18 protein-coding genes are annotated in these 22,700 nt (G+C 70.1%); 5 read left to right on the plus strand and 13 right to left on the minus strand.

Features of this window, described 5'->3' with window-relative positions; all coding sequences use genetic code 11:
- Positions 1–247: 247 nt before the first annotated feature.
- The 7 genes from BLU09_RS20195 to BLU09_RS20225 all read right to left on the minus strand — a co-directional run bounded on the left by BLU09_RS20195 (position 248) and on the right by BLU09_RS20225 (position 9,128).
- Positions 248–1,978, minus strand: coding sequence for a chloride channel protein (locus BLU09_RS20195; protein WP_244171882.1), 1,731 nt, complete (start codon positions 1,976–1,978; stop codon positions 248–250).
- A 439-nt stretch (positions 1,979–2,417) separates the two neighbouring features.
- A complete protein-coding gene (locus BLU09_RS20200; protein WP_090491181.1) occupies positions 2,418–5,342 on the minus strand; it encodes an Ig-like domain-containing protein in 2,925 nt (974 codons plus the stop codon).
- A gap of 176 nt (positions 5,343–5,518) precedes the next feature.
- The gene (locus BLU09_RS20205) at positions 5,519–6,487 is read right to left on the minus strand and encodes an ornithine cyclodeaminase family protein (protein ID WP_090491182.1); all 969 of its coding nucleotides are present in this window, start codon (positions 6,485–6,487) and stop codon (positions 5,519–5,521) included.
- Between the two features lie 21 nt (positions 6,488–6,508).
- Positions 6,509–6,934 carry a DUF4326 domain-containing protein gene (locus tag BLU09_RS20210; RefSeq protein ID WP_090491183.1) on the minus strand — a complete coding sequence of 142 codons (426 nt, stop codon included), beginning with the start codon at positions 6,932–6,934 and terminating at the stop codon, positions 6,509–6,511.
- Positions 6,935–6,953: 19 nt separating this feature from the next.
- Positions 6,954–7,232 carry a hypothetical protein gene (locus BLU09_RS20215; protein ID WP_020480693.1) on the minus strand — a complete coding sequence of 93 codons (279 nt, stop codon included), beginning with the start codon at positions 7,230–7,232 and terminating at the stop codon, positions 6,954–6,956.
- A gap of 102 nt (positions 7,233–7,334) precedes the next feature.
- The gene (locus BLU09_RS20220; RefSeq protein WP_244171884.1) at positions 7,335–8,075 is read right to left on the minus strand and encodes a class I SAM-dependent methyltransferase; all 741 of its coding nucleotides are present in this window, start codon (positions 8,073–8,075) and stop codon (positions 7,335–7,337) included.
- Positions 8,076–8,282: 207 nt separating this feature from the next.
- Positions 8,283–9,128, minus strand: coding sequence for a DUF1963 domain-containing protein (locus BLU09_RS20225; protein ID WP_167371120.1), 846 nt, complete (start codon positions 9,126–9,128; stop codon positions 8,283–8,285).
- Between the two features lie 128 nt (positions 9,129–9,256).
- Here BLU09_RS20225 and BLU09_RS20230 point away from each other — a divergent pair, with 128 nt between their 5' ends.
- Positions 9,257–10,597: an AHH domain-containing protein gene (locus tag BLU09_RS20230; protein ID WP_090491274.1), complete on the plus strand. Its 1,341-nt coding sequence runs from the start codon at positions 9,257–9,259 to the stop codon at positions 10,595–10,597.
- A 12-nt stretch (positions 10,598–10,609) separates the two neighbouring features.
- Complete coding sequence (locus BLU09_RS20235; protein WP_090491185.1) at positions 10,610–11,176, plus strand: imm11 family protein; 567 nt, start codon at positions 10,610–10,612, stop codon at positions 11,174–11,176.
- Positions 11,177–11,185: 9 nt separating this feature from the next.
- Here BLU09_RS20235 and epsA read toward each other — a convergent pair whose 3' ends face one another.
- The 5 genes from epsA to BLU09_RS20260 all read right to left on the minus strand — a co-directional run bounded on the left by epsA (position 11,186) and on the right by BLU09_RS20260 (position 16,391).
- Positions 11,186–12,001: an exopolysaccharide biosynthesis glycosyltransferase EpsA gene (gene epsA, locus BLU09_RS20240; RefSeq protein WP_090491186.1), complete on the minus strand. Its 816-nt coding sequence runs from the start codon at positions 11,999–12,001 to the stop codon at positions 11,186–11,188.
- Complete coding sequence (gene epsB / locus BLU09_RS20245) at positions 11,998–14,208, minus strand: GH44 family glycoside hydrolase EpsB (RefSeq protein ID WP_090491187.1); 2,211 nt, start codon at positions 14,206–14,208, stop codon at positions 11,998–12,000. The genes epsA and epsB overlap by 4 nt, the downstream gene beginning before the upstream one ends.
- An 87-nt stretch (positions 14,209–14,295) precedes the next feature.
- The gene (gene epsC, locus BLU09_RS20250; RefSeq protein WP_090491188.1) at positions 14,296–14,853 is read right to left on the minus strand and encodes a serine O-acetyltransferase EpsC; all 558 of its coding nucleotides are present in this window, start codon (positions 14,851–14,853) and stop codon (positions 14,296–14,298) included.
- 9 nt (positions 14,854–14,862) lie between these two features.
- A complete protein-coding gene (epsD, locus tag BLU09_RS20255; protein ID WP_090491189.1) occupies positions 14,863–15,876 on the minus strand; it encodes an exopolysaccharide biosynthesis glycosyltransferase EpsD in 1,014 nt (337 codons plus the stop codon).
- On the minus strand, positions 15,873–16,391 hold the full coding sequence (locus tag BLU09_RS20260) for a hypothetical protein (protein ID WP_244171885.1): 519 nt from the start codon (positions 16,389–16,391) through the stop codon (positions 15,873–15,875). Before BLU09_RS20260 ends, epsD begins: the two co-directional genes overlap by 4 nt.
- Positions 16,392–16,653: 262 nt before the next feature.
- Between BLU09_RS20260 and epsE the strand changes: the two genes are divergently transcribed.
- The 3 genes from epsE to mgtE all read left to right on the plus strand — a co-directional run bounded on the left by epsE (position 16,654) and on the right by mgtE (position 21,072).
- The gene (gene epsE, locus BLU09_RS20265; RefSeq protein WP_090491191.1) at positions 16,654–17,892 is read left to right on the plus strand and encodes an exopolysaccharide biosynthesis GT4 family glycosyltransferase EpsE; all 1,239 of its coding nucleotides are present in this window, start codon (positions 16,654–16,656) and stop codon (positions 17,890–17,892) included.
- Between the two features lie 249 nt (positions 17,893–18,141).
- Positions 18,142–19,707 (plus strand): response regulator EpsF, encoded by a 1,566-nt coding sequence (gene epsF / locus BLU09_RS20270; protein ID WP_090491192.1) that lies wholly within the window; start codon positions 18,142–18,144, stop codon positions 19,705–19,707.
- A gap of 45 nt (positions 19,708–19,752) precedes the next feature.
- Positions 19,753–21,072 (plus strand): magnesium transporter, encoded by a 1,320-nt coding sequence (gene mgtE / locus BLU09_RS20275; RefSeq protein WP_090491193.1) that lies wholly within the window; start codon positions 19,753–19,755, stop codon positions 21,070–21,072.
- Positions 21,073–21,081: 9 nt separating this feature from the next.
- Here the strand turns inward: mgtE and wzy are convergent, their stop codons facing one another.
- Positions 21,082–22,665, minus strand: a complete 1,584-nt coding sequence (wzy, locus tag BLU09_RS20280) for an exopolysaccharide repeat unit polymerase (protein ID WP_186817872.1) — start codon at positions 22,663–22,665, stop codon at positions 21,082–21,084.
- Positions 22,666–22,700 lie beyond the last annotated feature (35 nt).

The following is a 22,700-nucleotide window of genomic DNA, read 5'->3' on the forward strand; positions in this document are numbered from 1 at the left end:
AGGGACGGGCGTTTCCGGCGGCAGTTGTGGCAAGGGCCAGCCTTCGAACAGGGGCCACGCGCGGTACATGGCCCGGCGCTCTTCGGGGGTGAGGGGGCGGGAGGGAGGTGGGGTGACATCAGGGACTTCGGGCGGTGGGCGGCGGAGCAGGACGATGCTCAGCACCATGCACAGCAGGCCTATGAGCACGATGCTCCATGCGCGCGCCGGTCCGTGCAGCATCCGTCTGTCTTCCACGCCGCGTTCCTCAGAAGGTCCCTTGCCTCAACACGTCCTGTTTGGAGATTGTGCCCAGCAGGCGCCGCTCTCCGTCCACGACGGGAAGCCGCTCCAGGGAGGTCTCCGTGAAGCGGGCGGCGACCTCGCTCAAGGACAGGCCAGGGGTAATCGGGCGCACGCGCATGTCCATCACGTCCGCGGCGATGGTGGCGTGCAGCTGTGAGTGGTCCGGCAGATGCCCCTTCAACTGGTCGAGCACCAGCGCGCCCCGGTACCGGCCCGCCTCATCGGTGACGTAGAGGTCCTGGCCCAGGGGCTGCTCCAGCAGGAACGCGAGCACCTGCTGGAGCGGCGCCGACGGAGGTACGCGCTGGTGCACGGGCTTGAGCAGCGCGCGGGCGCCTTCCTGGCGCAGCCAGTGCGGCACGGTGGCGGGGACGCGCACGTTGCGGCGGTTGAGCACGGAGGTGTACAGCGACTCCGGCTCCAGGCGCTGGCTGACGACCGCGGACACCACCGCGCTGAGCATCAGCGGCAGCACCAGCGGGTAGTCGCCGGTGAGCTCGAAGATGAGGAGCACCGCGGACACCGACGCGTGCGTGGTGCCCGCCAGCACCGCGCCCATGCCCAGCAGCGCGTAGGCGCCGCTGGGCGCGCCGCCGGGCAGCACCCATTCGGCGAGCATGCCAAAGGCGCCGCCCAGCAGTCCGCCGTAGAAGAGGGATGGGGTGAAGAGTCCGCCAGGCACGCCGGCGCCGGCGCAGGTGGCGGTGAGGGCCAGCTTCGCCAGCGGAAGCAGCAGCAGGTGGGCCAGGGAGAGCTTGCCGAGCAGCGCCGCGTTCACCGCGTCATAGCCGTTGCCCAGCAGCTGCGGCAGCCACACCGCCGTCATGCCCACCACTGACATGGACAGCAGGGGCAGGAAGGGCGCCAGCCACGCGGCGGCCCGGTCCAGCAGGTCCGACATGACGTTGATGCCGCGCACGTAGAAGGCGGACGCGGCGCCCAGCACCACGCCCAGCAGCATGGCCAGCACCAGCTCGCGCGGGTGCAGCAGCGTGTAGTGGGGAATCACGAAGCTGGGGTGGTCCGCGATGAGGCCGCGTGACACGAGCGTCGCCACCACGCACGAGACGACGATGGGGCCGAACAGCTCCAGCGCGAAGCTGCCCAGCAGCACCTCCAGGCCGAAGAGGGCCGCGCCAATGGGGACGTTGTACGCGGAGGCCATGCCCGCGGACGCGCCGCAGGCCACCAGCAGGCGGGCCTGGCCGGGGCCCAGCCGCAGCCAGCGGGCCAGCGACGAGCCACTGGCCGCGCCGGTGGACAGCAGCGCGCCCTCGCGGCCCAGCGGCGCGCCCATCGCCACGGCGAGGATGGAGACCAGCCCCCGCAGCAGCGAGCGCGGCAGCGACAGGCGGCCGGACTTCACCCAGATGGATTCAATGATGCCCGCGGTGCCGTGGCCCCGCAGGGGCCGGCCGACGATGAGCGTCAGCAGCGTCACCAGCGCGCCGCCGAGAATCGGGATGAGCACCCGGCGCCACGTGGGGGCCGCCGCGACGCCGGCCAGGAAGTCCTCACCCGTGCTGCGCCAGAAGAGCTGCTGGGTGAAGCGCAGCACCTTGAGCAGCGCCACCGCGCCCAACCCCGCGATGAGCCCCACCGTGACGACGAGCAGCCAGAAGCGCTGCTCCGGGCCGGTGAGGCTCCCCAGCAGCGCCCGGACGAATCCGCCTCGCCCGTGGGCGCCGTCCATGCCGGGAAGGCCATTGGCTGCGTGTCGGGCACCCACGCGGCTCCAAGTTAGGCCCTGATTCCGGGCGGGAGGGCCCGGGGCCCTGGGCTGGCCGTCGCCCGGCCGTGGGATGGAGCCCCGCGCTGCCTCGCGCCGACCTGGGAACGGCTTGCGTGCGGGGCCGCATGCCCGATGGGGAGGGGCGGACAGGCCGCTCCCGGTTGGCGCCGCGCTTGCCCTCCTGAAACTGAAACAGGTGGCAGGTGTCCGCTCGGGGGCTGCTGCCGGGGGCGGGGCGTCCGTGCACCGGGCTGTTGGTGCGCCGCGTACCGCGTGGAGCGCCCTGGCCGCGTGCATCGCAGGGGCTGGCGGGCCGCCGCGGCCTCGCATGTGTCGGCCGCGGCGCTCCACGTCGCCGGAGCCCACCCAGGATGCCAGGGTGGGCCCTGCGCTCACCGCGTCAGTTGCTGACGACGATGTTGAAGCTCTGCACGGCGAAGTTGCCCACGCCGTCGTTCATCCACAGGTCGAGGGTGTGCGCGCCGTTCACCATCTCCCGCGTGTCGAACTGCGCCGTCCACGTCCCATCCGACTGCTGGGTGCCTACGCGGATGCCGGACATGTCGCGGCTGAAGCCCACGTTCGTCACCGGGCCGAAGTTGTCGGTGACGCGCGCGCGCACGGTGAGGGCGCCGCTGACGGTGCTGCCCGCGGCGGGGCTGAGCAGCGTGGCCGTGGGGGCCTGCACGTCGTAGTTCACCCGGCGCACGAGGTTGGCCGTCATGCCCGTCTCGCTGACGACGGAGATGCCCAGCGTGTTGACGCCCGGGGCCAGCGTCACCGACGTCTGAATCTGACCGCCGCCGCGAGGCAGGTTGTGGGCGGGGCCGCCGTTGACGCGCACCGTGGTGGCGGAGACCGTCTGCACGTTGATGGCGTACTGGAAGGTGCCGTTGGGCAGCGGGCCTTGGAGCTGGCCGTCCGGGAAGTGGGTGCTCACCACGGGCGTGCCCGCGTCCACCCACAGGTACAGCAGCTTCTCGGTGACGTTGCCGGCGCTGTCGGTGGCGCGCACCAGGATGACCTGGCTGCCGTAGCTGACGTTCACCGGGTGCTCCACGGTGCCGTTGCCGAACTCCAGGAGCGAGCTGTTCACCCACTGCGTCTCCACGCGCACGGGCGTCTGGTCCTGCACGGACGAGCGCACCGTCACCACCGGCGTGTTCACCGCGGCGTTCTCCGCGGGCGACAGGATGGTGAGGATGGGGGCCACCCGGTCCACCGTGAGGTTGACCTGCTTGGTGGTGACGCCGCCGAAGCTGTCACGCGCGGTCATCTGGATGATGTTGGGGCCTTCCTCCAGGGTGATGGAGGTGTGGATGAGGCCGCCGTTGCCCGGGGTGAGGACGATGGGCGCGCCGCCGTTGATGATGAACGCGGCGTAGGTGATGACGGCGCCCGGCGCGCGCGGCGTGGCGTAGCCCCAGATGTCCAGGGCCGTCTCCCGCGTGAAGGCCGGCGGGTTGCCAATGGTGACCATGGGCGTCAGGTGGGGGAACGGGTCGATGATGAGGGTGCTCGACGCCGTGCTGCCCAGCAGGTTGGCCAGCGGGGCCTGCCGCTCCACGCCGGAGTACACCGCGCGGTAGTCCTGCGCGCCGGTGATGGTCCAGCTGTCCACCGCGGGCACCCAGTTGAAGGCGTAGATGCCGTCGCCATCCGCGTCCACGTCCGCGCCCACGGGCACGCCCGCGACGTAGAAGGTGACGACGCCATGGGCCGGGCCCGGGACGATGGCGCCCCCGTTCGTCACGCGCGCCGACAGCAGGGTGCCGTTGCCAATGGTGACGCGCGCGTTGGCCGCGGGCGTCACGATGGTGGTGACGGTGGGCAGGCCCGTCACGGGCGGCAGGGGCGGGGTGTACGCCGCCACGCGCGCGGAGCCGGTGACGCCGGGCGCGCCGCCGGACGAAGCGATGAGCGTCACCGCGGAGGTGAGCGCGGGCAGCAGCCGGGGTGGCGCATGGACGGTGACGGTGACGGTGCCTTCGCCGCCCGCGGGCAGGAAGAGGGTGACGGGGCTCACGGACGCGGTCCACCCGGGCAGGCCGCCCTGGGTGCTCAGCGTGTACGTGTCCGCCTGATAGCCGTGGTTCTTCACGGTGAAGGTGAACGTGGCCTGCTGCGGCGACGGGTTGTCCACCAGGAGCTCCTGCCGCTCCGCGCCGACGACGGAGACGCGCACGCTAAAGTCACCGAAGCACGACAGGCCCAGGGCCGCGAAGGTGGTGGGGATGTCGAAGGTGGCCGAACCGGTGCGCCAGCTGCCGTCGGCGGACTGCCGCGTCTTCATCCACTCAATCGCGTTGCGCAGGCGCGGGTCGGTGGCGGGCTCGCGGCCCGCGAGGCACAGCGCGTAGATGGCGCTGCCGGTGGCGAAGTCGTTGGCCGCCTCGTTGGGCAGGTTGCCCCAGCCCGCGTTGCCGGGGGACGTGCGGGTGATGAGCCGCTCGGCCAGGGTGTCGATGGCGCCGGTGTTGACGTCGTTGAGGCCGGGGCCCGCGGCCTTGAGGCCCAGCACCGTCCAGGCCACCTGGAAGGTGTAGGGCATTCCGTTGCCGGGCGCGCTGGTGTCGTTGTTGTTGAGGTTGGCGCGCAGGTACGCGGCGGCGCGGTCCAGCGCGGCCTGGTACGTGGCCGCGCGCGCGGGGTCCACGCGCTGCTTCGCCTGGGCCATGCCCGTCATGATGCGCGCGGTGGTGGACACGCTGCCGTGGTCCACGGGGAAGTGCGCGTGGTCGCTCGGCCACCGGCCGCTGGGCTCCTGCGTGGTCAGCGCCCAGTTGGCCGCGTTCACCAGCGCGTTGCTGTACTGGGTGGAGACGTTCTCGTCGTAGCCCGCCAGGCCGAAGACGGAGAAGGACGTCTTCTCGTAGCGGAACGCGGTGCCCTCGTGAATCCACGAGCCGTTGGCGAGCTGGTCGTTGCGGATGCGCTGGGCCAGCAGCTCCAGGTTGGCCAGGTTGGTGCGCCCGTTGCTGACGACGGCGTCCATGTCGTAGCCGTTGGCGCGCGCGCTCGACAGGCCGTACACCACCGCGCCCTGGCGGTGGCAGGCCACGCAGTTGTTCTCCTGCGTCCAGTGCACCACGTCCGCGCTGAGGAAGTTGATGGCCCGCTGCGTGGACTGGGTGTTCGTCTGTGTCTGCGCGGCTGAGGGAAGGGCGACGACGAGCGGGACGAGCGCCACCAGCCGCAGCAAGAGCGCGGGGAGGTGGCGCCAGGAGGGACGCCGGGGGACGTGAGCCATCTGAGGTCTCCGAAGAGAGGCGGGGGCCGGGATTGGCACCCCGCGCGACCTCCGGGAGGAGCGCTCCAGACGCACGAGGGCAGCGCTGGGCGAGCGCTCTCTCCGCGCTTCACCCAGAGTGGCTGTTGCGGCTTTGAGAGCATCCCCCCGGACTGCGCGATTAGGGGAATACTCCTGGGTTACTGGAACTGTCCAGTCCTGCGGGTTTCGAATGGGTTACAAGATGTAAGGGGTAGGGCTGACCCACTGGGTCATCCGTTTCCGACGATGTCGAAGGGCTGTCCGAGCCCTCGCGCCAGAGCGGCGTCGTAGAGGGCGCGAGCGAGGGCCACGTCCTGGAGCGCGAGGCCGGTGGAGTCGAAAACGGTGATTTCGGCATCGCTGGTGCGGCCGGGCTTCTTGCCGGAGACGACTTCACCCAGCGTTCCAGCGATTTGCTCGGGGCGGAGGCGGCCGTCATGCAGCGGCACGTTGACCTCGCCGGAGTGGAGGGCCTGCTCGGTGTCGTCGATGAAGACGCGGCCTTCGGTGAGCAGGCGCGCATCCAGCTCCTGCTTGCCGGGAGCGTCAGCGCCCATGGCGTTGATGTGGGCGCTGGGCTGGAACCACTCGCGCTTCACCACGGGGACGCGGGCGGGGGTGGCGGTGCAGACGATGTCGGCGCCGCAGGCCTCCTGGGTGCTGACGACGCGGCCGCCCTTCTCGGCCTGGAGCGCCTTGGCGGCGGCCTCGGAGGTGTCGGCGAGCAGCAGCTCCAGGCTGTCGCCGAAGAGGGCGCGGTGCGAGTCGATGAGCACGCGGGCCTGCACGCCGCAGCCGACGAGGCCCAGGGTGCGCGGCTGCTTCCTCGCGAGGAACTTGGAGGCCACGCCGCCCGCGGCGCCGGTGCGCCAGGCGGTGAGCAGGGTGCCGTCGAGGATGGCCAGCGGCGAGGCGGTGTCCGGGTCGCTGAGGATGTAGAGGGCGCGGACGGTGGGCAGGCCGTGCTTCTCCGGGTTGCGCGGATGGGCGTTGACCCACTTCACGCCCGCGGCGCCGTCGAGGAACGCGGGCATGGCGCGGAAGTCGCCGTCGTAGGCGGGCAGGGACAGGTACACCTTGGGCGGCATCAGCGACTCGCCGAGCCCGTGGGCACGGAAGGCCCGCTCGACGGCGGCGAGGCCGAGCTCGACGGTGTACAGACTGCGGAGGTCCTTCGCGCTGAGGATGAGGGTGGGCATGGCGGCGCTACATAGCGCTGGCTATGCCGGCTGTGCATCCACCCACTCCGCCAGGATGTCCGCGTGGCAGGGGCCGGGCTTGCACCAGCAGCCCAAGCGTTTGCCACGCAACGTCAGCACGGCGGCGCGGTGGTCCGCGTCATGCCGGGTGCGCAGCGCCAGGTACCAACGGAACGCGTCGAAGGCGTCCTCGTCCGGCCCCATGCGGCGCAGGGCTTCCTGGCGGATGCGTTCCTGCTCCGCCTCCGGAAGCGTCCCCAGCCACGGCGCGAAGTAGGTGCGCAGCATGGCGCCTGGAGTGCGCACGCCTCCGGGCTTGAAGGGGTTGCCGAAGCGGCCGGGCACCGGGTTGCGCGGGCTCGGCTTCGCATAGGCGCGGAAGGCCCGGCCCACGTACACGTCGCAGCCGTCGTGGACATGGACCGCCGTGGTGCGCGTCACGGTCATCGGCGTGGCCTCGCGGACGCTACTTCTTGCGCTTCTTGCCCGCGGCGGGCGCGACGACGGGCTCCGGGGGCTTCTCCGCGGCGGCCTTCAGCGTGTCGCGCTCCTCCTGCACCTTCGCCAACTGCCCTTCCAGCTCGCTGACGCGCTCCTTCAACGTCGCGTTCTCTCCGCGCAGCGTGTCCGCGTCCTTGCGCAGCGTGTTCGCCTCCACGCGCGCCCGCGTCAGCTCGCGCGACGACGTGCAACCCACGGCGAGGGGAACCACCGCCAGCGACACCACCGTCATCCATGCCTTCATGTGATTCAGCTCCTGGACGCCCGAGCCCAGGGCCTTGAGCCCAGTCGGCCCGGCGTCGTGGCGCGGAGCGTAGGCATGGAGCCCGCGTCACAGGAAGCCGCGTCATTTGGTTGTATCTCCAACGACATTGTCGCGGACCTCTTGAATCCAGACGTGCTCCAGTCCCCAGGTGAAGAGCAGCCGATGCTTGGAGAGGACGGTGAAGCCCGGGGCCTCCACCGGCCGCGTCACGGTGAGGATGCGCGTGCCGGGGCGGCAGGTGCGGAAGCGCTCCACCAGCCGGGCCCGCGTCTGCGGTGTCAGCGCCGTCCAGTTGGTGAAGACGTGCGTGGCGTCCTGGAGGTCCGCGCGGGTCGCGTCGCCCACGAGGAGCTGCGCGCCTGCCTTCTCCACGGACTTTCGCGCCAGGTCCACGTGGTGCTGCATCAACTCCACGCCCTGGGCCTCCGCGCCCAGCCAACGCGCGGCCAGCAGCGTGCGGCCCCGTCCCGCGCCCAGGTCCACCAGCCGCGAGCCACGGCCCAGCCCCGCCTTCCAGAAGAGCCACACCCCCGTGTGCACCGGCATCTCGCCGTACATCAGCTCCTTGAAAATCTGCCCGCTCGCTTGGAGGACCCGCGTCGTTTCGAACGAGCGCTTCAAGCGGTAGGGCGAGACGCGCACCTCGCGCAGCCACAGGCCCAGGTAGGGCGGAAGCAAGCGGGGCCGGCGCAGCAGTACCAGGATGTCGAAGAGCCGGGTGAACAGCTCGATGAACACGATGCTGATGCGCAGGACGACCAGTGCCGGCAGGGACATGCCGTAGTCGTCCTGCTCGGGCGGGCTGGAGGAGGGCTCCGTCATGTCCGTGGAGTTCGTGAGGGTAGCACCCAGAGGAACAGCGCCTGTTGCTTCGCGTCAGTGGATGCGCAGCAGCGCCGGGGGCACCGCTCCCGCCACGCGGTTCCATGAGAACATGGGGGGCAGGTATTGCACGTTCAGCGGGGGAGGTGGGAGGACCTGGCTGGCAGGTCGAACTCGCCTGACGTGCGAGCGTGCCTCCAAATCCACTCAGGCATTGGCCCAGGTCACCACCGCGCGCTCCAACTGGTTCGCGGCGAGGTCCTCGGGGTGAATCAGCACGTAGCCCTGGTTCGTGCCCCAGTGGAATCCCGAGGCGTTGTCGAAGTCGATGCGCAAGAGTTGCGCGTACGCACGAAGGGAACTGTCACGCCCGGGAGGCGGCACGAAGGAGTAGGGCTCGTCGAGCCCCGCGCTTCGGTGGCCGGACAGTCGGTGGAGGCCAGGGCGCTGCTCATCCTCCAGATAGCCTGAAGGCGTCCACGCGGTCCATGCCTCGTGGAGTTGCGTGACCCCAGCAGGTAGCGGCGCTTCCCACTCAGCACCTCCAGGGAGTGACCAGCCGGGGATGAACTGCATCCGCGTTTCCCAGCGGCCGATGCATCGAGGCGGCGAGACAGGGCGGGCGCGCGCTTCGGTCGGTTCCGGATACCAGCGCACACGGAACGCGCTGGCGGTGCAGTCCGGTACACGATGATTGCGATCGAGCGCGAAGAGGCCGCGGCGAGGCAATGTGGCAGGTGCGTCACTCAGTTGAGCGAAGTTGAGCTGCCCGAGGAAGTGGAAGCCATCCCACGTCAGGTCCGCCTCTTCGACGTAGGGAATGCCGCCGAACTTGCTATCGAGCGCGGAGAGCACGGGCTGCGCGGCCCTGTGGCCTAGCAGCCTGTGGAGGATGGAGGGCCGGAGGGGCGAGCGAGAGACGCGCTCCGAGCGGATGTACAGACACGGGGCGGGTGCCGTTTCGAGGAACCGCTCGATGTCGGACTCGAGTCCCGGTGCGTGGGAGCGGAGCATCCGCCGGAGGTCCTCGGAGAGTTCGAGTGGAGGTTTCATGGCATCGAGTCTCCCGTGGGGACGGCGCATGTGTTGTTGATGCCTGGGGGAGCTTGCCCGATTCGAGTCAGTCACCGCCGCTAGTTTGACGGGGCGCCTCGCATGGCATCGAGGCCACGGGGATGCCCATGCGGCTGTCTTGGATGCTCTTGTTGCTGCTCATCGGGCCCGCGTGCTCGACGGTGCGTGTGGTGCGTCTGGACATGGGAGAGGCTGCGCCCATCGTGCACGCACCGCGTGATGCGGAAGGCGCCAGTTCCGTGGAGTTGGACGATGAGGCGTTCGAGACCGCCGTGGTGTCATTGGCCCGGGATGTGAGGCCCTCCCTGCATCCACTGCGCGATGCGCGGCGGCGCTTCGGTGTACCGGACAGGAGTGGGGTCTACGCGTACGAGCATCGAAGCCAGCGGCTGATTCCCGTGGAGGAGCGCGCGGACGGTCCGCGCCTGTTGATGGCCTATGCGGACGAGGCGCTGACGCGCGACTACGGCCAATGGTGCGTGCGGAAGCGGCAACCGGGTGACTGCCTTCGGCTGCTGGATGAAGGCCCTCTGCTGGCCAGCGATGGAAAGTACACGCTGGCGATGGCCATCGCCATGGACTCGGTCTGGGACGAGACGGTTGAGGCTCTGCGCGACATGGCAGACCCGCAAGCCGTGATGGCCACGGTGACAGCGGCCGTCAGCATGTACTTGCTGCTGTGGGCCTTGCCGGAGCCGGTGAGCAAGGGTGTTGCCGCTCTCGTGACGGCAACCGCGATTGCCTACCTGGGCGTGGACACGGTGTGGCGCTTGCTGGATGGGTGGATTGCGCTGGTGCGCCAGGTGGACCGGGCCAGGACCTTCGCGCAGCTCAGCGAGGCGGGTGAGGCTTACGGCGAGGTGCTTGGGGAGAACGCCGCGCGCATCTTCGTCATGCTGGCCACGGCGGCCATCGGGAATACGGCGGGGCTGGCGGCGAAGGCGCCAAGGCTCCCAGGTTCCTCGCAGGCGGCGCTGACCGTTGAGGCGCAGGCGGGCTATCGCTACGCGGCCCTGGGAAGCGTGGAGTCGGTGACGATGACGGCCGATGGCTTCACCGTCGCGCTGGCGCCGCATGCCGTGGCGATGGCGGCCAGTGGCTCTAAAGGTGCGAGCCGCATACAGAAGCACCACATCGCCACGAACAAGAACGACGTCTCCGCTGCGCGTGGTGGGCCGTGGACGCCGAGATTCAAGGCCATCTTCAGACGGGCTGGGATGGAGCTGAAGGACCCTGAGAACATCGTCCCCGTCCCAGCGCACCGCGGACCACATCCACGCGAGTACCATGAGCAGGTCCTCTTCACGCTCGAAGAGGCCACGAGCACCTGTCGTGGCGTCGCCCAATGCCGCGAGGCATTGACCCGGGCCCTGAACCGCCTGGCGCGTGAAGTCTCGACACCCGGCACGCGGCTCAACACACTGGTGACTTCGGGCTCGCAGCGCTAGGAGCGTTCCATCATGCCGACGCGGTACTTCCAGCTCACGGATGACATGTATCTGCCCAATCGCTGGGAGTTGGGAACCCTCGACGGACCGGATGGAGTCCCGGTGCAGCCGGCGCTGCTCAGGAGCGGAACACCTCTATCGCTGAAGGGCCGCTTGAAGGTCGCCATCGAGGAACCTGGAGGCCCGCTCGATTTCACCCATGCGCCGTACAGCATTCCCATCGTGCACGTCCGGGTAGCATCCCTGCTCACGGAGCAGAGCCCAGACGAGGTTCAGTTCCTGCCGGTCGACATTCCCTCGCAGCCCGACCAGTACCTCGTGCTGAACGCTCTTCGGCTCATCCGGTGCATCGATGACGCCCGCTCCTCCGAGGTCCGCTACTGGGAACCGGAGGACGGTATGCCCGAGAAGCTCGGGACCTACTTTTCCATCGCGGGTCTGCGCATCGACCCCACGAAGGCCGGAGGTGCTCGGATGTTCCGGACCTGGGGTTGGCCGGGGGCCCTCATCGTCTCCGAGGACCTCAAGCAGGCCCTGGAACAGTCCGGCGCCACGGGGATGAAGTTCACCCCCGTGTGATGCGGGCGGCTACTCCGGCTTCTTCGCGCCCGTCCGCTGCCAGAACTCGCGCAGCAGAATCGTGGCGAAGCGGGAGTCATTCAGGATGTACCGCCGCCACAGGCGCCTGGGCTCGTTCACCAGCCGGTACAGCCATTCAAAGCCCGCGCGCGAAATCCAAACGGGCGCGCGCTTCGCCGTGCCGGCGATGAAGTCCAACCCCGCGCCAATGCCAATCGCCGTCGTGGGCCCCAGCTTGGAGGTCACCTGCGAAATCCACACCTCCTGCTTCGGGCTGCCCAGCGCCACCAGGAGCAGGTGCGGGTCCTTCTCGCGAATCTTCGCGACAATCGGGTCGTTCTGCGCGTCGCCGCCGTCCAGGCGCACCATGGGCGAATCCCAGCCCACCACCTCCACGCCGTACTGCTCGCTGACGATGCGGCCCACCTTCTCCGCCACGCCGGGGCCCGCGCCCAGCAGGAACACGCGCCACTTGCGCTCCGCCCCCAGCTTCATCAGCGGGAGGATGAGGTCCGAACCGGCGATGCGCTCGGGCAGCGGCACGTCCATGGCGCGCGAGGCCCAGACGATGGGCATCCCATCCACCACTGAAATCGTGGCGCGTGCGTACGCCTCGCGGAACTGCGCGTTGTCCTCGGCCAGCACCACGTGGTCCACGTTGGCGGTGAACACGTAGCCGCCCTGGCGCGAGTCCACCAGCCGGCCAATCTCCGTCACCGCCTCCTCGAAGGTGAGCTGGTCGATGGCGAGCTGGCCGATGTTCAGGCGCGCTCGGCCAGTGGTGAACGGAGTCTGCGGGGGGACGGGCGTCGCGGCGGAGCTCATGGCTTCTTCACCGTCAGGTCGAGCACGGTCATGGAATAGGGCGGCAGCCGCTGGGTCAGGGAGCCCGCGGCCTTCGCACCGGGAGTCTGCTCGGTGAACCCCCCAGGTGCGCCCGAGTAGCCCAGCACGCGCACGCTGTCGAGTGTCCCGCAGCCCTTGAGTTGAATCTGCGCCTGGGCGGCCTGGTCCGGGTCGAAGTTGAGGACCACCGCCACCATCTTCCCGCCCGCCTCGTCGCGCGAGGCGAACACGCTGGTGCCCTCGGCGGCCTTCGCGGGCACCCACCAGTCCTGGAAGCGGCTCCCCTTGCCGTCGAAGTTCCGGAACGCGCGGAACGCCCAGAACACCGGCGAGCCCTCGGTGGGGTACTGCCAGAAGTAGGCGGAGTAGATGTTCTCCTGCGCGAAGCGGCCCAGCGCCTCGGCCTGGGCCAGCCCGCCGCTCATGTGCCGGAAGGCGCCGAAGTTGTACTCACCAATGGAGATGCGCAGGCCCGGGTAGTGGTCGGCGATCCACTCCTTCATGCGCGGAATCAGCCGGATGGGCTCGCCAATCCAGGACTCGTCCTTGTACGTGGGGTCCCACAGCCCGCGCGTGGAGCGGATGCGGCGCGCGTTGGTGGCGGGGTCCGTGTTGCCCTCCAGGCCGACCCCGACGTTCGTCTGTGGATAGAAGTGCAGGTCCACGATGTCGAGCAGCCGCACGCCCGTCTTCTTCTCGTGCTCGCGCAGCTGCCGCAGGTACCAGGGCAGCAGCGGCATGTTGCCGTGCGCGCGCCGGTCGGAGTGCGGCATCTTCCCCGGCGCGAAGTCCGCCGCGGACCACAGGTAGTTCGTCCAGCCCCACTCGGCCGGGCCCGCGATGAGGCCCTCCGGGTCTTCCTTCCGCACCACCGTGCCGTAGGCAATCGTGCGCTCCAGCAGCCCGTCATACGACAGCGGCTCCGGGTGCACGTCGCGGTGCGTGGAGTTCCAGAGCATGGGCTCGTTGTCCAGGATGTACGTCTGGACGCTGCGCTGCCCCCGCTCCTGGTCCTTCTTCCGGATGGCGCGGATCCACTCGGCGATGAACTCCGGTGGGGCCTCGGTGCTGGTGAGCGTCGGTGCGCCGGGCTTCAGCGGCGTGCCATCCCGGGTGAGCCCGTTGCCCGAGCCGTTGTCCTCCTGCTGCTGCGGGCCGAAGCGCGACACGGGGAAGCCCACCGACTTCGCGTCCTTGGCCACCCAACCCAGGATGGGCACCGTCAGCGCGGACGTCATGCCGTGCTTGCGGTTGGACTCCAGGAAGTCGTCGTAGCTCAGGCCGATGTCGACGTTCTGGTAGAACCAGTCGTTCGCGGTGTTCCACGCGCCGCCCAGCTTCCAGTTGTAGCGGGACGTGGGGTTGCCGCCCCAGCGGCGCGTGGTGGCGCCCATCTCGTACTGGTGCTTGTCGCGCTTCTCCGTCAACCCGTCGAAGGCGATGCCGTAGATGAGCGGGCTGATGCGGTGGCTCGGCGCGGTGCAGTCGATGGTCATGGGCGCCTCGCGGCCACTGCCCTGGCCCATGCGTCCGCCCCCCGCGGCCAGCGCGGCGGCGAGGTCTGGCGGCAGCGGCACCAGCGCCACCTTGTCGAACAGCACCCATTCGCGGCCCACGCTCTTGGACGCGCGCAGCACCACGCGGTCGAACGGCTGGCCGCGTGGGTTGAGCTGCTCCATGGGGATGACGATCTCCGACCACTCCCCGTCCTTGCGGACCTGGAGCTCGGGGATGATGGGGACGCGTGGGAAGCTGGCGGCGCCCGGAGCGTCCAGCCGGACCTCCAGGAACTCGCCGAAGGACTCTGGCGCGCTGAAGCGGAACGACAGCGCGCCGAAGGTGCCCTCCAGCTTGGGCCGGTACAGAATCCACCCGGCGTAGTTGAACAGGCGCATGCGCGCCGGCGCGCCCTTGGGGAGCTCGCGCTGCGCCCAGCCGAGGTCCTTCCAGCCGGGGGACAGGCCGCCGTCGTACAGCATCACCGGCGCGGTCTTCTCCGTGCCGGTTGCAGGCGCCGTGGTCGTGGTGCCGCTCGCGCCCGCTGCGTTGTTCGTGTCCGGCGCCGCCGTGGCCTCGTTGCTCGTGCCCGGCGCTTCCGCGCCGACGGCCCGCGCCACGGTTACGGTGCCACCAACCAGCAGCGCACCCGACAGTACAGCGGCACCCGCCTTCGTCCGCGAACGCATCACTCTGTCCTCCATGGGCGCGTTGTCGCCACAGCACCAGCGCGCGACTTCATTCGCGAACGCTTCAAACCGACCTCCACGGCCCCGCTAGAGCGCGACGTCGTCCGTGTCCTTGCGCGGGAAGATGCGGGCGGGAATCCCCACGGCCACGCTGTCCGGCGGCACGTCCTGGAGCACCACCGCGTTGGCGCCGATGCGCGAGCGCGCGCCGATGCGCACCGGTCCCAGGATGCGGGCCCCCGCGCCAATCCAGACGTCATCCTCGATGACGGGATAGCCGTTGTCCTTTGCGGTGCCCACGGTGTTGTTCCCGTAGAAGCGCACGCGGTCGCCGATGCGCGCGTCGCCGCCGATGACGACGCCCAGGCTGTGCACGAAGTACACGCCCTTGCCGAGCGTGACGTCCTTGCCAATCTCAATCCCCATCACCGCCGTCTGCGCCACGCGCAGCACGTGGTTGACCAGGGGGATGCGGTAGGCCAGCGCGGCCTCGCGGGCGCGGTTGAGCGCGGTGATGCGGTACGAATCACTGGTCAGCACCACCTTGGCAATGGACTTCGCGTCCGAGTTGCCATTGGCGGCCTTCGCCAGCTCCAGCGCATCCGTGACGAGCGAGCCAATCATTGATTCCCTGGCCTTCAGCATGGTGTGTGACTACTCCCCCCGGCCCTGCAGGTAGCGGGCGACCTCGCGGGCAATGCCCGTCCAGCCGCCGGCCTCGCCGCGCGCGCCGCGCAGATACTCCATCCCGTACACCACGGAGGTGCCGGCGAAGGCGGCCTTCTCCAGGCCCAGCTTGTCCGCGGCGTTGGCGGCGTGCATCACCGCGCGCGTCAGCACGCGTGACGCGTCCGGCGCCACCAGGGTGGCGGCCAGCAGCGGGCGGGTCAGGGGGTGGGTCTGGAACAGCAGGCGCCACGGATTGACGTCACGCACGTCCGGGTGCTTCCGGGCCACCTGCGTGTCGAACATCCCGTAGCGGTGCGCGCGCTTCAGCCAGCGCTCGAAGGACACGTGGTCACTGCCGTGCAGCACGTACGCGTCACGCGCGAAGACGAAGGCGCAGCCGGCCTTCTCCAGCCGCACGCCCAGCTCCACGTCCTCCGACTGTCCCAATGACTGGTCGAAGCCGCCCACGCCCGCGTAGTCCGCGCGGGGGAAGGACACGTTGCCGGTGAACAGGTGGACGCCGCGGGCGCGGGCGCCGGGCGTGGAGAGCTCCTCGGCCATGCGGTTGTTGAGGTACGCGTACCAGCGCTCGAACAACGGCATGTCGCCAATGGACGGGTCCGGCCGGATGCGGCCCAGCACCACGGTGCGCGAGCCCTCCGGATGGTGCGCCAGGTGCCGCTCCAGGAAGTCCGGGGCCACCTGCATGTCGTCATCCGTGACGAGCACCACGTCACCCCGGGCGGCCATGACGCCCCGGTGCCGGGCGGCGGCGGCGCCCGCGTTCTGCTGCACCTCCACGCGCAGGGTGTAGGGCAGGGCCAGAGCCCGCAGCGGCTCGCGGGTGGGCTCCTTGGAGCCGTCGTCCACCACGACGACCTCGAACTGCTCGGGCGGCAGCGTCTGCCCGGCCAGCTGCCACAGCAGCCGGGTGATGAGGGGCAGCCGGTTGTACGTGGCGATGACGACGCTGAGCCGGGGCGCGGAGGTGGAGCTCATGCCTTCTTCTTCTGGGACGCCGCCCGGCGCTGCTTCTTCGTCAGCCGGGGAAAGGTGACGCTGCCGAGGAAGCGCTCGCGGCCCACGAACTCCAGGGTCTTGCTGGCGGCGCCGAAGTCCGTCTCGCCCAGGGTGACGCAGAGGAGGCAGCCGTCGGCGGCCAGCGCCAGCGGCAGGCTGGCCGGATGGGTCATCAACGAATCGATGACGGCGACCACACGCTCGCCCCGGGACACGCGCTCGCGCAGCTCCAGCACCTTCTGCGCGGCGGCCGTGGGCGACAGGCCGGTGGCGTCTTCCAGGTGGACCTTCTGCGTGTAGGCGTAGGGCGCGCCCGCCTCCAGCACGGCCGTGGCGGCATCCAGCGCCGGAGCACCCGGGTGGGCTGGCACCACCGTGAGGAAGCTCCACGCGTGGCGCTCCAGGGCGAACCACAGCCGTTGCAACGCCGGGGACGGAATGGCGCTGTCGGTCGAGCTGGCGTCGGCGGGAGGTGCGCTGGAATCGGCTGCCATGGGGAGGGGCTCGGTATAGCGCAACGCGTGGCGCCGGCCCAACGGCCTCTCCGGGCAGTCCGGGGCGCGGCGGCCCGCCTGGCTGCCGCGGAGCGCGCCTGCGACGCGTGCCAGTCACCGCCTCCCGAACCGGGCGTTCCGCCGCGCGCTCCCCAGTCGGCCCGGCGGGGCGCGTGAAGCCCTCCCCACCGCGAGCGTGAAGCGAGTGTGACGGGCTGGGTACGCGCCTACCCACGCCGTGGCAGGGGCAGGCAGGCGTGTTATGCCATCCACCGTGCAGAAGATTGGCTATTTGATTCCCGAGTTCCCCGGACAGACGCACATCTTCTTCTGGCGCGAGCTGCAGGCGCTCCAGGGGAAGGGCGTGACGCCGGAACTGGTGTCCACGCGTCCGCCTCCCGCGCGCATCATCTCGCACAGCTGGGCGCGCGAGGCCATGTCGCGCACGGAGTACCTGACGCCGCCGGGGCCGCTGGGGGTCGCCAAGGCCGCCGCGGAGGTGGCCCGCGCCATGCCCACGGGCTGGGCCCGGTGTCTGGCCTCCATCGCCCGAGCGGAAGGGCTGGACGCGAAGGGCCGCGCGCAGCTGCTGGCCTTCGCCGTCATGGGCGGCCGGCTGGCGTCGCTGGCGCGGGAGCGGGGCTGGACGCACGTCCACGTCCATTCATGCGCCAACGCCGCGCACGTGGCGCTCTTCGCGAACCTCCTGTCGGGGTTGCCCTACAGCCTGACGTTGCACGGGCCGCTGGATGATTACGGCCCCAACCAGCGCGAGAAGTGGCGGCACGCGCGGTTCGCCTTCGTGATTACGAAGAAGCTGCTCAAGGAAGTGAATGACGAGCTGGCCGGCGCGCTGCCGTCGCGCATCGAGCTGGCGCCCATGGGCGTGGAGCTGCGCAAGTTCAACCGCTCCGTGCCCTACTCGGCGTGGACGGGTGAAGGCCCGCTGCGCATCTTCTCCTGCGGCCGCCTCAACCCCTGCAAGGGCCACGCGGACCTCATCGACGCGGTGGGGATGTTGCGCGCGAAGGGGCTGGACGCGCGGCTGTCCATCGCGGGTGAGGACGAGGCCGGCGGCACCACGTACCGCAAGGTGCTGGAGGCCAAAATCCAGGAGACGGGCCTGAGCGACGCGGTGACGTTGCTGGGCGCGGTGAGCGAGGACACGGTGCGCGGTGAAATCGAGCGCGCGCACATCTTCTCGCTGGCGAGCCTCCAGGAGCCGTTGGGCGTGGCCATCATGGAGGCCATGGCCATGCGCGTGCCCGTGGTGGTGACGGGCGCGGGTGGGGTGCCGGAGTTGGTGGATGACGGGGTGGACGGAATCCTCGTGCCCCCGCAGCAGCCCCGCACCCTGGCGGACAAGCTGGAGGCCGTGGCGCGCGACGCGCAGGAGGCCCACCGGCTGGGTGAGGCGGGCCGTCGCAAGGTGGAGACGACGTTCAGCAGCGAGCGCAGCGCGGACATGCTCGCGCAGATGCTCCAGCGGGCGGTGGTGTAGCGGGCCACACGGTAGGAGGTCCCGCCGCGCTGGAAGGTGTTGCCAGGCCGTCACTGGCCCGGTGCGGGCCTTCCGCGGACTGGTGGGAGTCCTGGGGCGGCACCATGATGGGGCCGTCCTGACCGGGGGGCGCTGGGTTCGCCCGCCTGGCGGAGACCCGCGGGCACGGCGGGTTGGACCCGTTGCGAAATCCCCCCCTGGCGCATTACCGCCAGGGGTCAGGCACGAAGGGAGGCATCGCGGGTGAAAATGCCCGAGCAACCCACGTTCCATGCGCTCACCCGGCTGGAGCCGCTCGCCACGAGTGTCCTGCTGGTGGACGACAACGCGGCCAACCTGCTCGCGCTGGAGGCTGTCCTGGAGCCGTTGGGTCAACGGTTGGTGAGGGCGTCTTCAGGCCCCGAGGCCCTGCGATGGCTGCTTCGGGAGGAGTTCGCCGTCATCCTGCTGGACGTGCAGATGCCCGGCGTGGACGGCTTCGAGACGGCCCGCCTCATCCGCCAGCGCCAGCGCACCCGCTACACGCCCATCATCTTCCTCACCGCGCACGGCCGCGATGAAGCCCACCTGGTGCACGGCTACGCGGTGGGCGCGGCGGACTACGTGGTGAAGCCCTTCCACCCGGACGTGCTGCGCTGGAAGGTGGAGGCCTTCGTCGGGCTGTACCTCCAGCAGCAGCGGCTCCAGCGGCACGAGTCCGCGCTGTGGGAGCGCGAGCGCCGGATGCTGGAGCAGCAGGGCGAGCTGCGCTTCCGCCGGCTGGTGGACACCATGCCCCAGTTCGTCTGGGAGCTGCTGCTGGATGGCACCATCGGCTACGCCAACCGGGGCTGGCTGGACTACGCGGGGCTGTCGCCGGAGCAGGGGCGGAAGTGGAAGGACACGCTGTACTGCCTGCACCCGGAGGACGTCTCCTGCCTTCGGAACGCCTGGAAGGAAGCCCAGCGCGAGGGCCAACCGCTGGAGCAGGAGTGCCGGCTGCGGCGGGCGGATGGCGAGTACCGCTGGTTCCTGACGCGCACGATTCCAGAGCGCGACGAGCAGGGGCAGCTCGCCGGCTGGGTCTCCACGGCGACGGACATCGACGACGCGCGCCGGGCGGTGGAGACGCTGCGGGCGGCCAGTGAAGCGAAGGACATGTTCCTCACCATGGCGGCGCACGAGCTGCGCACGCCGCTGCAGGCCGCGCGGGGGTATGCGCACCTGGCCTCGGTGAAGGCGGGCGACACGCTGGCGCCGGGCGTGGACAAGGCGCTGCACGGCATCCACCGCAGCGTGAATCGCATGGCGAAGCTGGTGGAGAACCTGCTCGACGTGGGGCGCATCCAGCGGGGCGAGCTGCACGTGGAGCCGAAGGCGCTGGACGTGGGCGCGCTGCTGCGCGACGTGGCCGAGCACTTCGAGCCGCTGCCCGAAGGCCAGCACATCGAGCTGGACGCCCCCGAGGGACTGGTGGTGCCGGGAGACCGCGAGCGGCTGGACCAGGTGTTCACCAACCTGGTGTCGAACGCGCTGCGCTACTCACCGGAGGGCGGGCGCATCCGGCTCGCCGCCCGCGAAGAGGCGGGGCGCGTGCACGTGGAGGTGGTGGACCACGGGCTGGGCATCCCCGGCGAGAAGCTGGAGGACATCTTCGAGCGCTTCGGCCGCGCGCACGGGATTTCCTACGGCGGGCTGGGCCTGGGCCTGTCGATTGCGCGGGGCATCGTCGAACGCCACGGCGGGCGCATCTGGGCGGAGTCTCCCGGCAGCCAGGGCATGGGCAGCACCTTTCACGTCGTGCTGCCGGTGGAGCCGGGCAAGCCCGCGCCATGACGCCGCCGGGCCGCCTGCCTGGGTTGGCGGAAGAGGGGGAGGCGGATGGAGCCCGAGGCCGAGCCGGTCCACGAAGACGAGCTGCGTGACGCGTGGCCGGCGCTGTCGGCGCAAGAGCGGGTGGATGGTTTCCACCTGCTGCCGCCCGAGCGCGCGCGGGACTTCTTCGCCACCCTGAATGCTCCCGCGCAACTGGGGCTGCTCGAGGCGCTCTCGCCCGGGGAGCGGGGCACGTGGCTGCGGGCGATGGCGCCGGATGACGCGGCGGATGTCGTGCAGCGGCTGTCTCCCGAGGCGCGGGAGGCCTGGCTGGCCCTGCTCGACGCGCCGTCCCTGCGTGAGGTGCGGGCGCTGCTGGCGTATGGCGAGGACGCGGCGGGGGGGCTGATGAACCCGCGCTTCGTCCGGGTGCGGCCGGAGCTGCGCATCGACGAGGCCCTCAGCTACCTGCGCCGGCAGGCCCGCGAGCAGGTGGAGACCGTCTACTACGCCTATGTGCTGGACGAGGCCCAGCGACTGGAGGGCGTGGTCTCCCTGCGCCAGCTCTTCCAGGCCACGCCGGACAAGGCGGTGCGGGAGGTGATGCGCACGGACCTGATTCGCGTGCGGGACGACACGGACCAGGAGGAGGTGGGGCGCCTCTTCGCCCGGTACGGCCTGGGGGCCATCCCCGTGGTGGACGACCAGGGGCGGATGAAGGGCATCGTCACCGTGGATGACATCGTCAGCGTGGTGCAGGCGGAGGCCACCGAGGACATCCAGAAGGTCGGTGGCACGGAGGCCCTGGGGGCGCCGTACCTGGAGGTGGGCCTGCCCGCCATGCTGAAGAAGCGCGCGGGCTGGCTGCTGGTGCTCTTCCTGTCGGAGATGCTCACCGCCACCGCCATGACGCGCTACCAGGATGAGATTGCCCGCGCGGTGGTGCTCAGCCTCTTCGTGCCGCTCATCATCTCCGCGGGAGGCAACGCCGGCAGTCAGGCCTCCACGCTGGTCATCCGCGCGTTGGCGCTGGCGCAGGTGCGCCTGCGGGACGTGGTCCGCGTGCTGCGGCGGGAGCTGCTGTCCGGCCTGTCACTGGGGCTGGTATTGGGCTCGGTGGGCGTGGCGCGCATCCTGCTCTGGCAGGCGCTGTTCCACCTCTACGGCGAGCACGCCTTCCGGGTGGCCCTCACGGTGGGGCTGGCGGTGCTGGGCGTGGTGACGTGGGGGACGCTGGCGGGTTCGATGCTGCCGTTCCTGCTGCGGCGGCTCGGCTTCGACCCCGCGAGCGCGTCCGCGCCCTTCGTGGCCACGCTGGTGGACGTCAGCGGGCTGGTCATCTACTTCACCACGGCGGAGCTCATCCTCCGGGGCACCCTGTTGTAGCCGCCGCGCTCAGCGCGGGTTCGCGGCGGAGGAAGGGGCGTCCTCGTTGGGATAGGTGATGGCGCCCGGCGGTGGCACGGGCGCGGCGGGCGCGGGGCCCAGCAGCCGGCTGTGGGGCATGGGCCACGCGCCGGTGCGCACGGCGAGCTTCCCCGTCATGGCCACGGCCAGCGATATCTGGAACGTGCAGATGTACGAGATGATGCCCATGTCCCCGAACACCTGGTTGATGTACGTGGCCACCAGTCCCACGATGACGAGCGCGGCGGCGCGGTACTCCGAGACGTTGGTGCGGTGATACGAGCGCACCACCAGGTAGATGGTGACGGCCAGGTACATCCACACGCCCGTGTAGCCCAGCAGCCCCCCGAACGCGAACAGCCCCAGCAGTGAGTTGTGCGGGTGGAAGCGGTACTGGGGGAAGACGAAGGCGATGTCCGGCAGTGGGATGGGCTCCAGGAACTCGTGCCCGTAGCCGGTGCCCAGGATGGGGAACTGGGCCCACGTGGCAATCATGTCCAGGTTCTCGATGTCGCGGTAGTCCAGGTTGCCTTCGCCGCCCTGGCCGTCAATCAGCGAGCGGATGGTCTGCACCGGCGCGAAGACGGACGAGCCGGAGTTCCACCCCGCCGCGATGTACACGATGATGAAGGGCGCGAAGAACGGCAGCGTCCGCACCAGGAACCGCTTCAGCGGCGTCCACGGGTTGATGAGGAAGGCCGCCAGCAGACAGCCGGCGAAGCTGACATAGGCCAGGCGCCGGTCGTTGAAAATCATCCCAATGCCAATGAAGGCGATGATGGCCAGGCCGCGCAGCATGTGCGCGGACTTGGGCTTCTCGACGAAGCGCATCACCGCCACCAGCAGGGCGAAGACGAACGTCATCGAGTCAGAGTGGGACGTGGTGTACTCCACCTCCACGCCCAGCTCGTGCACCACGACCATGGCGAAGTAGGTGCTCACCGCGGACTTGGTGAGGCCCGCCAGGATGATGGTCTTCGCGAAGGCGGGCCAGTCCTCCGGGCCCCGCATGGCGTAGTGATACATCGCCACGATGAAGGGCATCATCGCGGCCTGGTGCCATTGCCACAGCGAGTTCTTGATGTCCCCGCCCCGGGCGATGCCGCGCACCTCCATCCAGAGGATGGCGACCAGGGACAGCGCCACCACGGCGATGAGCGGCCGGGGCATGGGCAGCGGCTCCGGGTCGATGGTGGACTTCGTCACCCGCCGGTACATCGCCAGCCCCATCAACCCGAGGATGAGCACGTCCACCAGCGGGAAGCGCAGCGCCCCGATTTTGGTGATGTAGCTGAGCTGCGCGAACATCAGCTCGCCCAGCGGGTGGAGCGGCGAGGGCCACAGGCCGGACTGGGGCCGCTCTGGCACGTAGTCCACCGCCAGGACGAGCCAGGTCACCACCAACACCGGGTACTTCACCGGCACCTTCAGGATGACCCACACCACCCCCAGGCACAGCACTGGGGCCAACGCGACCACGGGGTGGATGACGGCGCCGCCCACGGTGGCCAGCACCAGGAAGACAAGCAGTGCGCCGTAGCGCAGGTAGGGCGGCCGGTCGGGTGCGTACATCGAGACCCGGAGGAGGCTACATCCGGAGAGCGGGT

This window comes from Myxococcus virescens, from assembly GCF_900101905.1.
GTDB lineage: Bacteria > Myxococcota > Myxococcia > Myxococcales > Myxococcaceae > Myxococcus > Myxococcus virescens.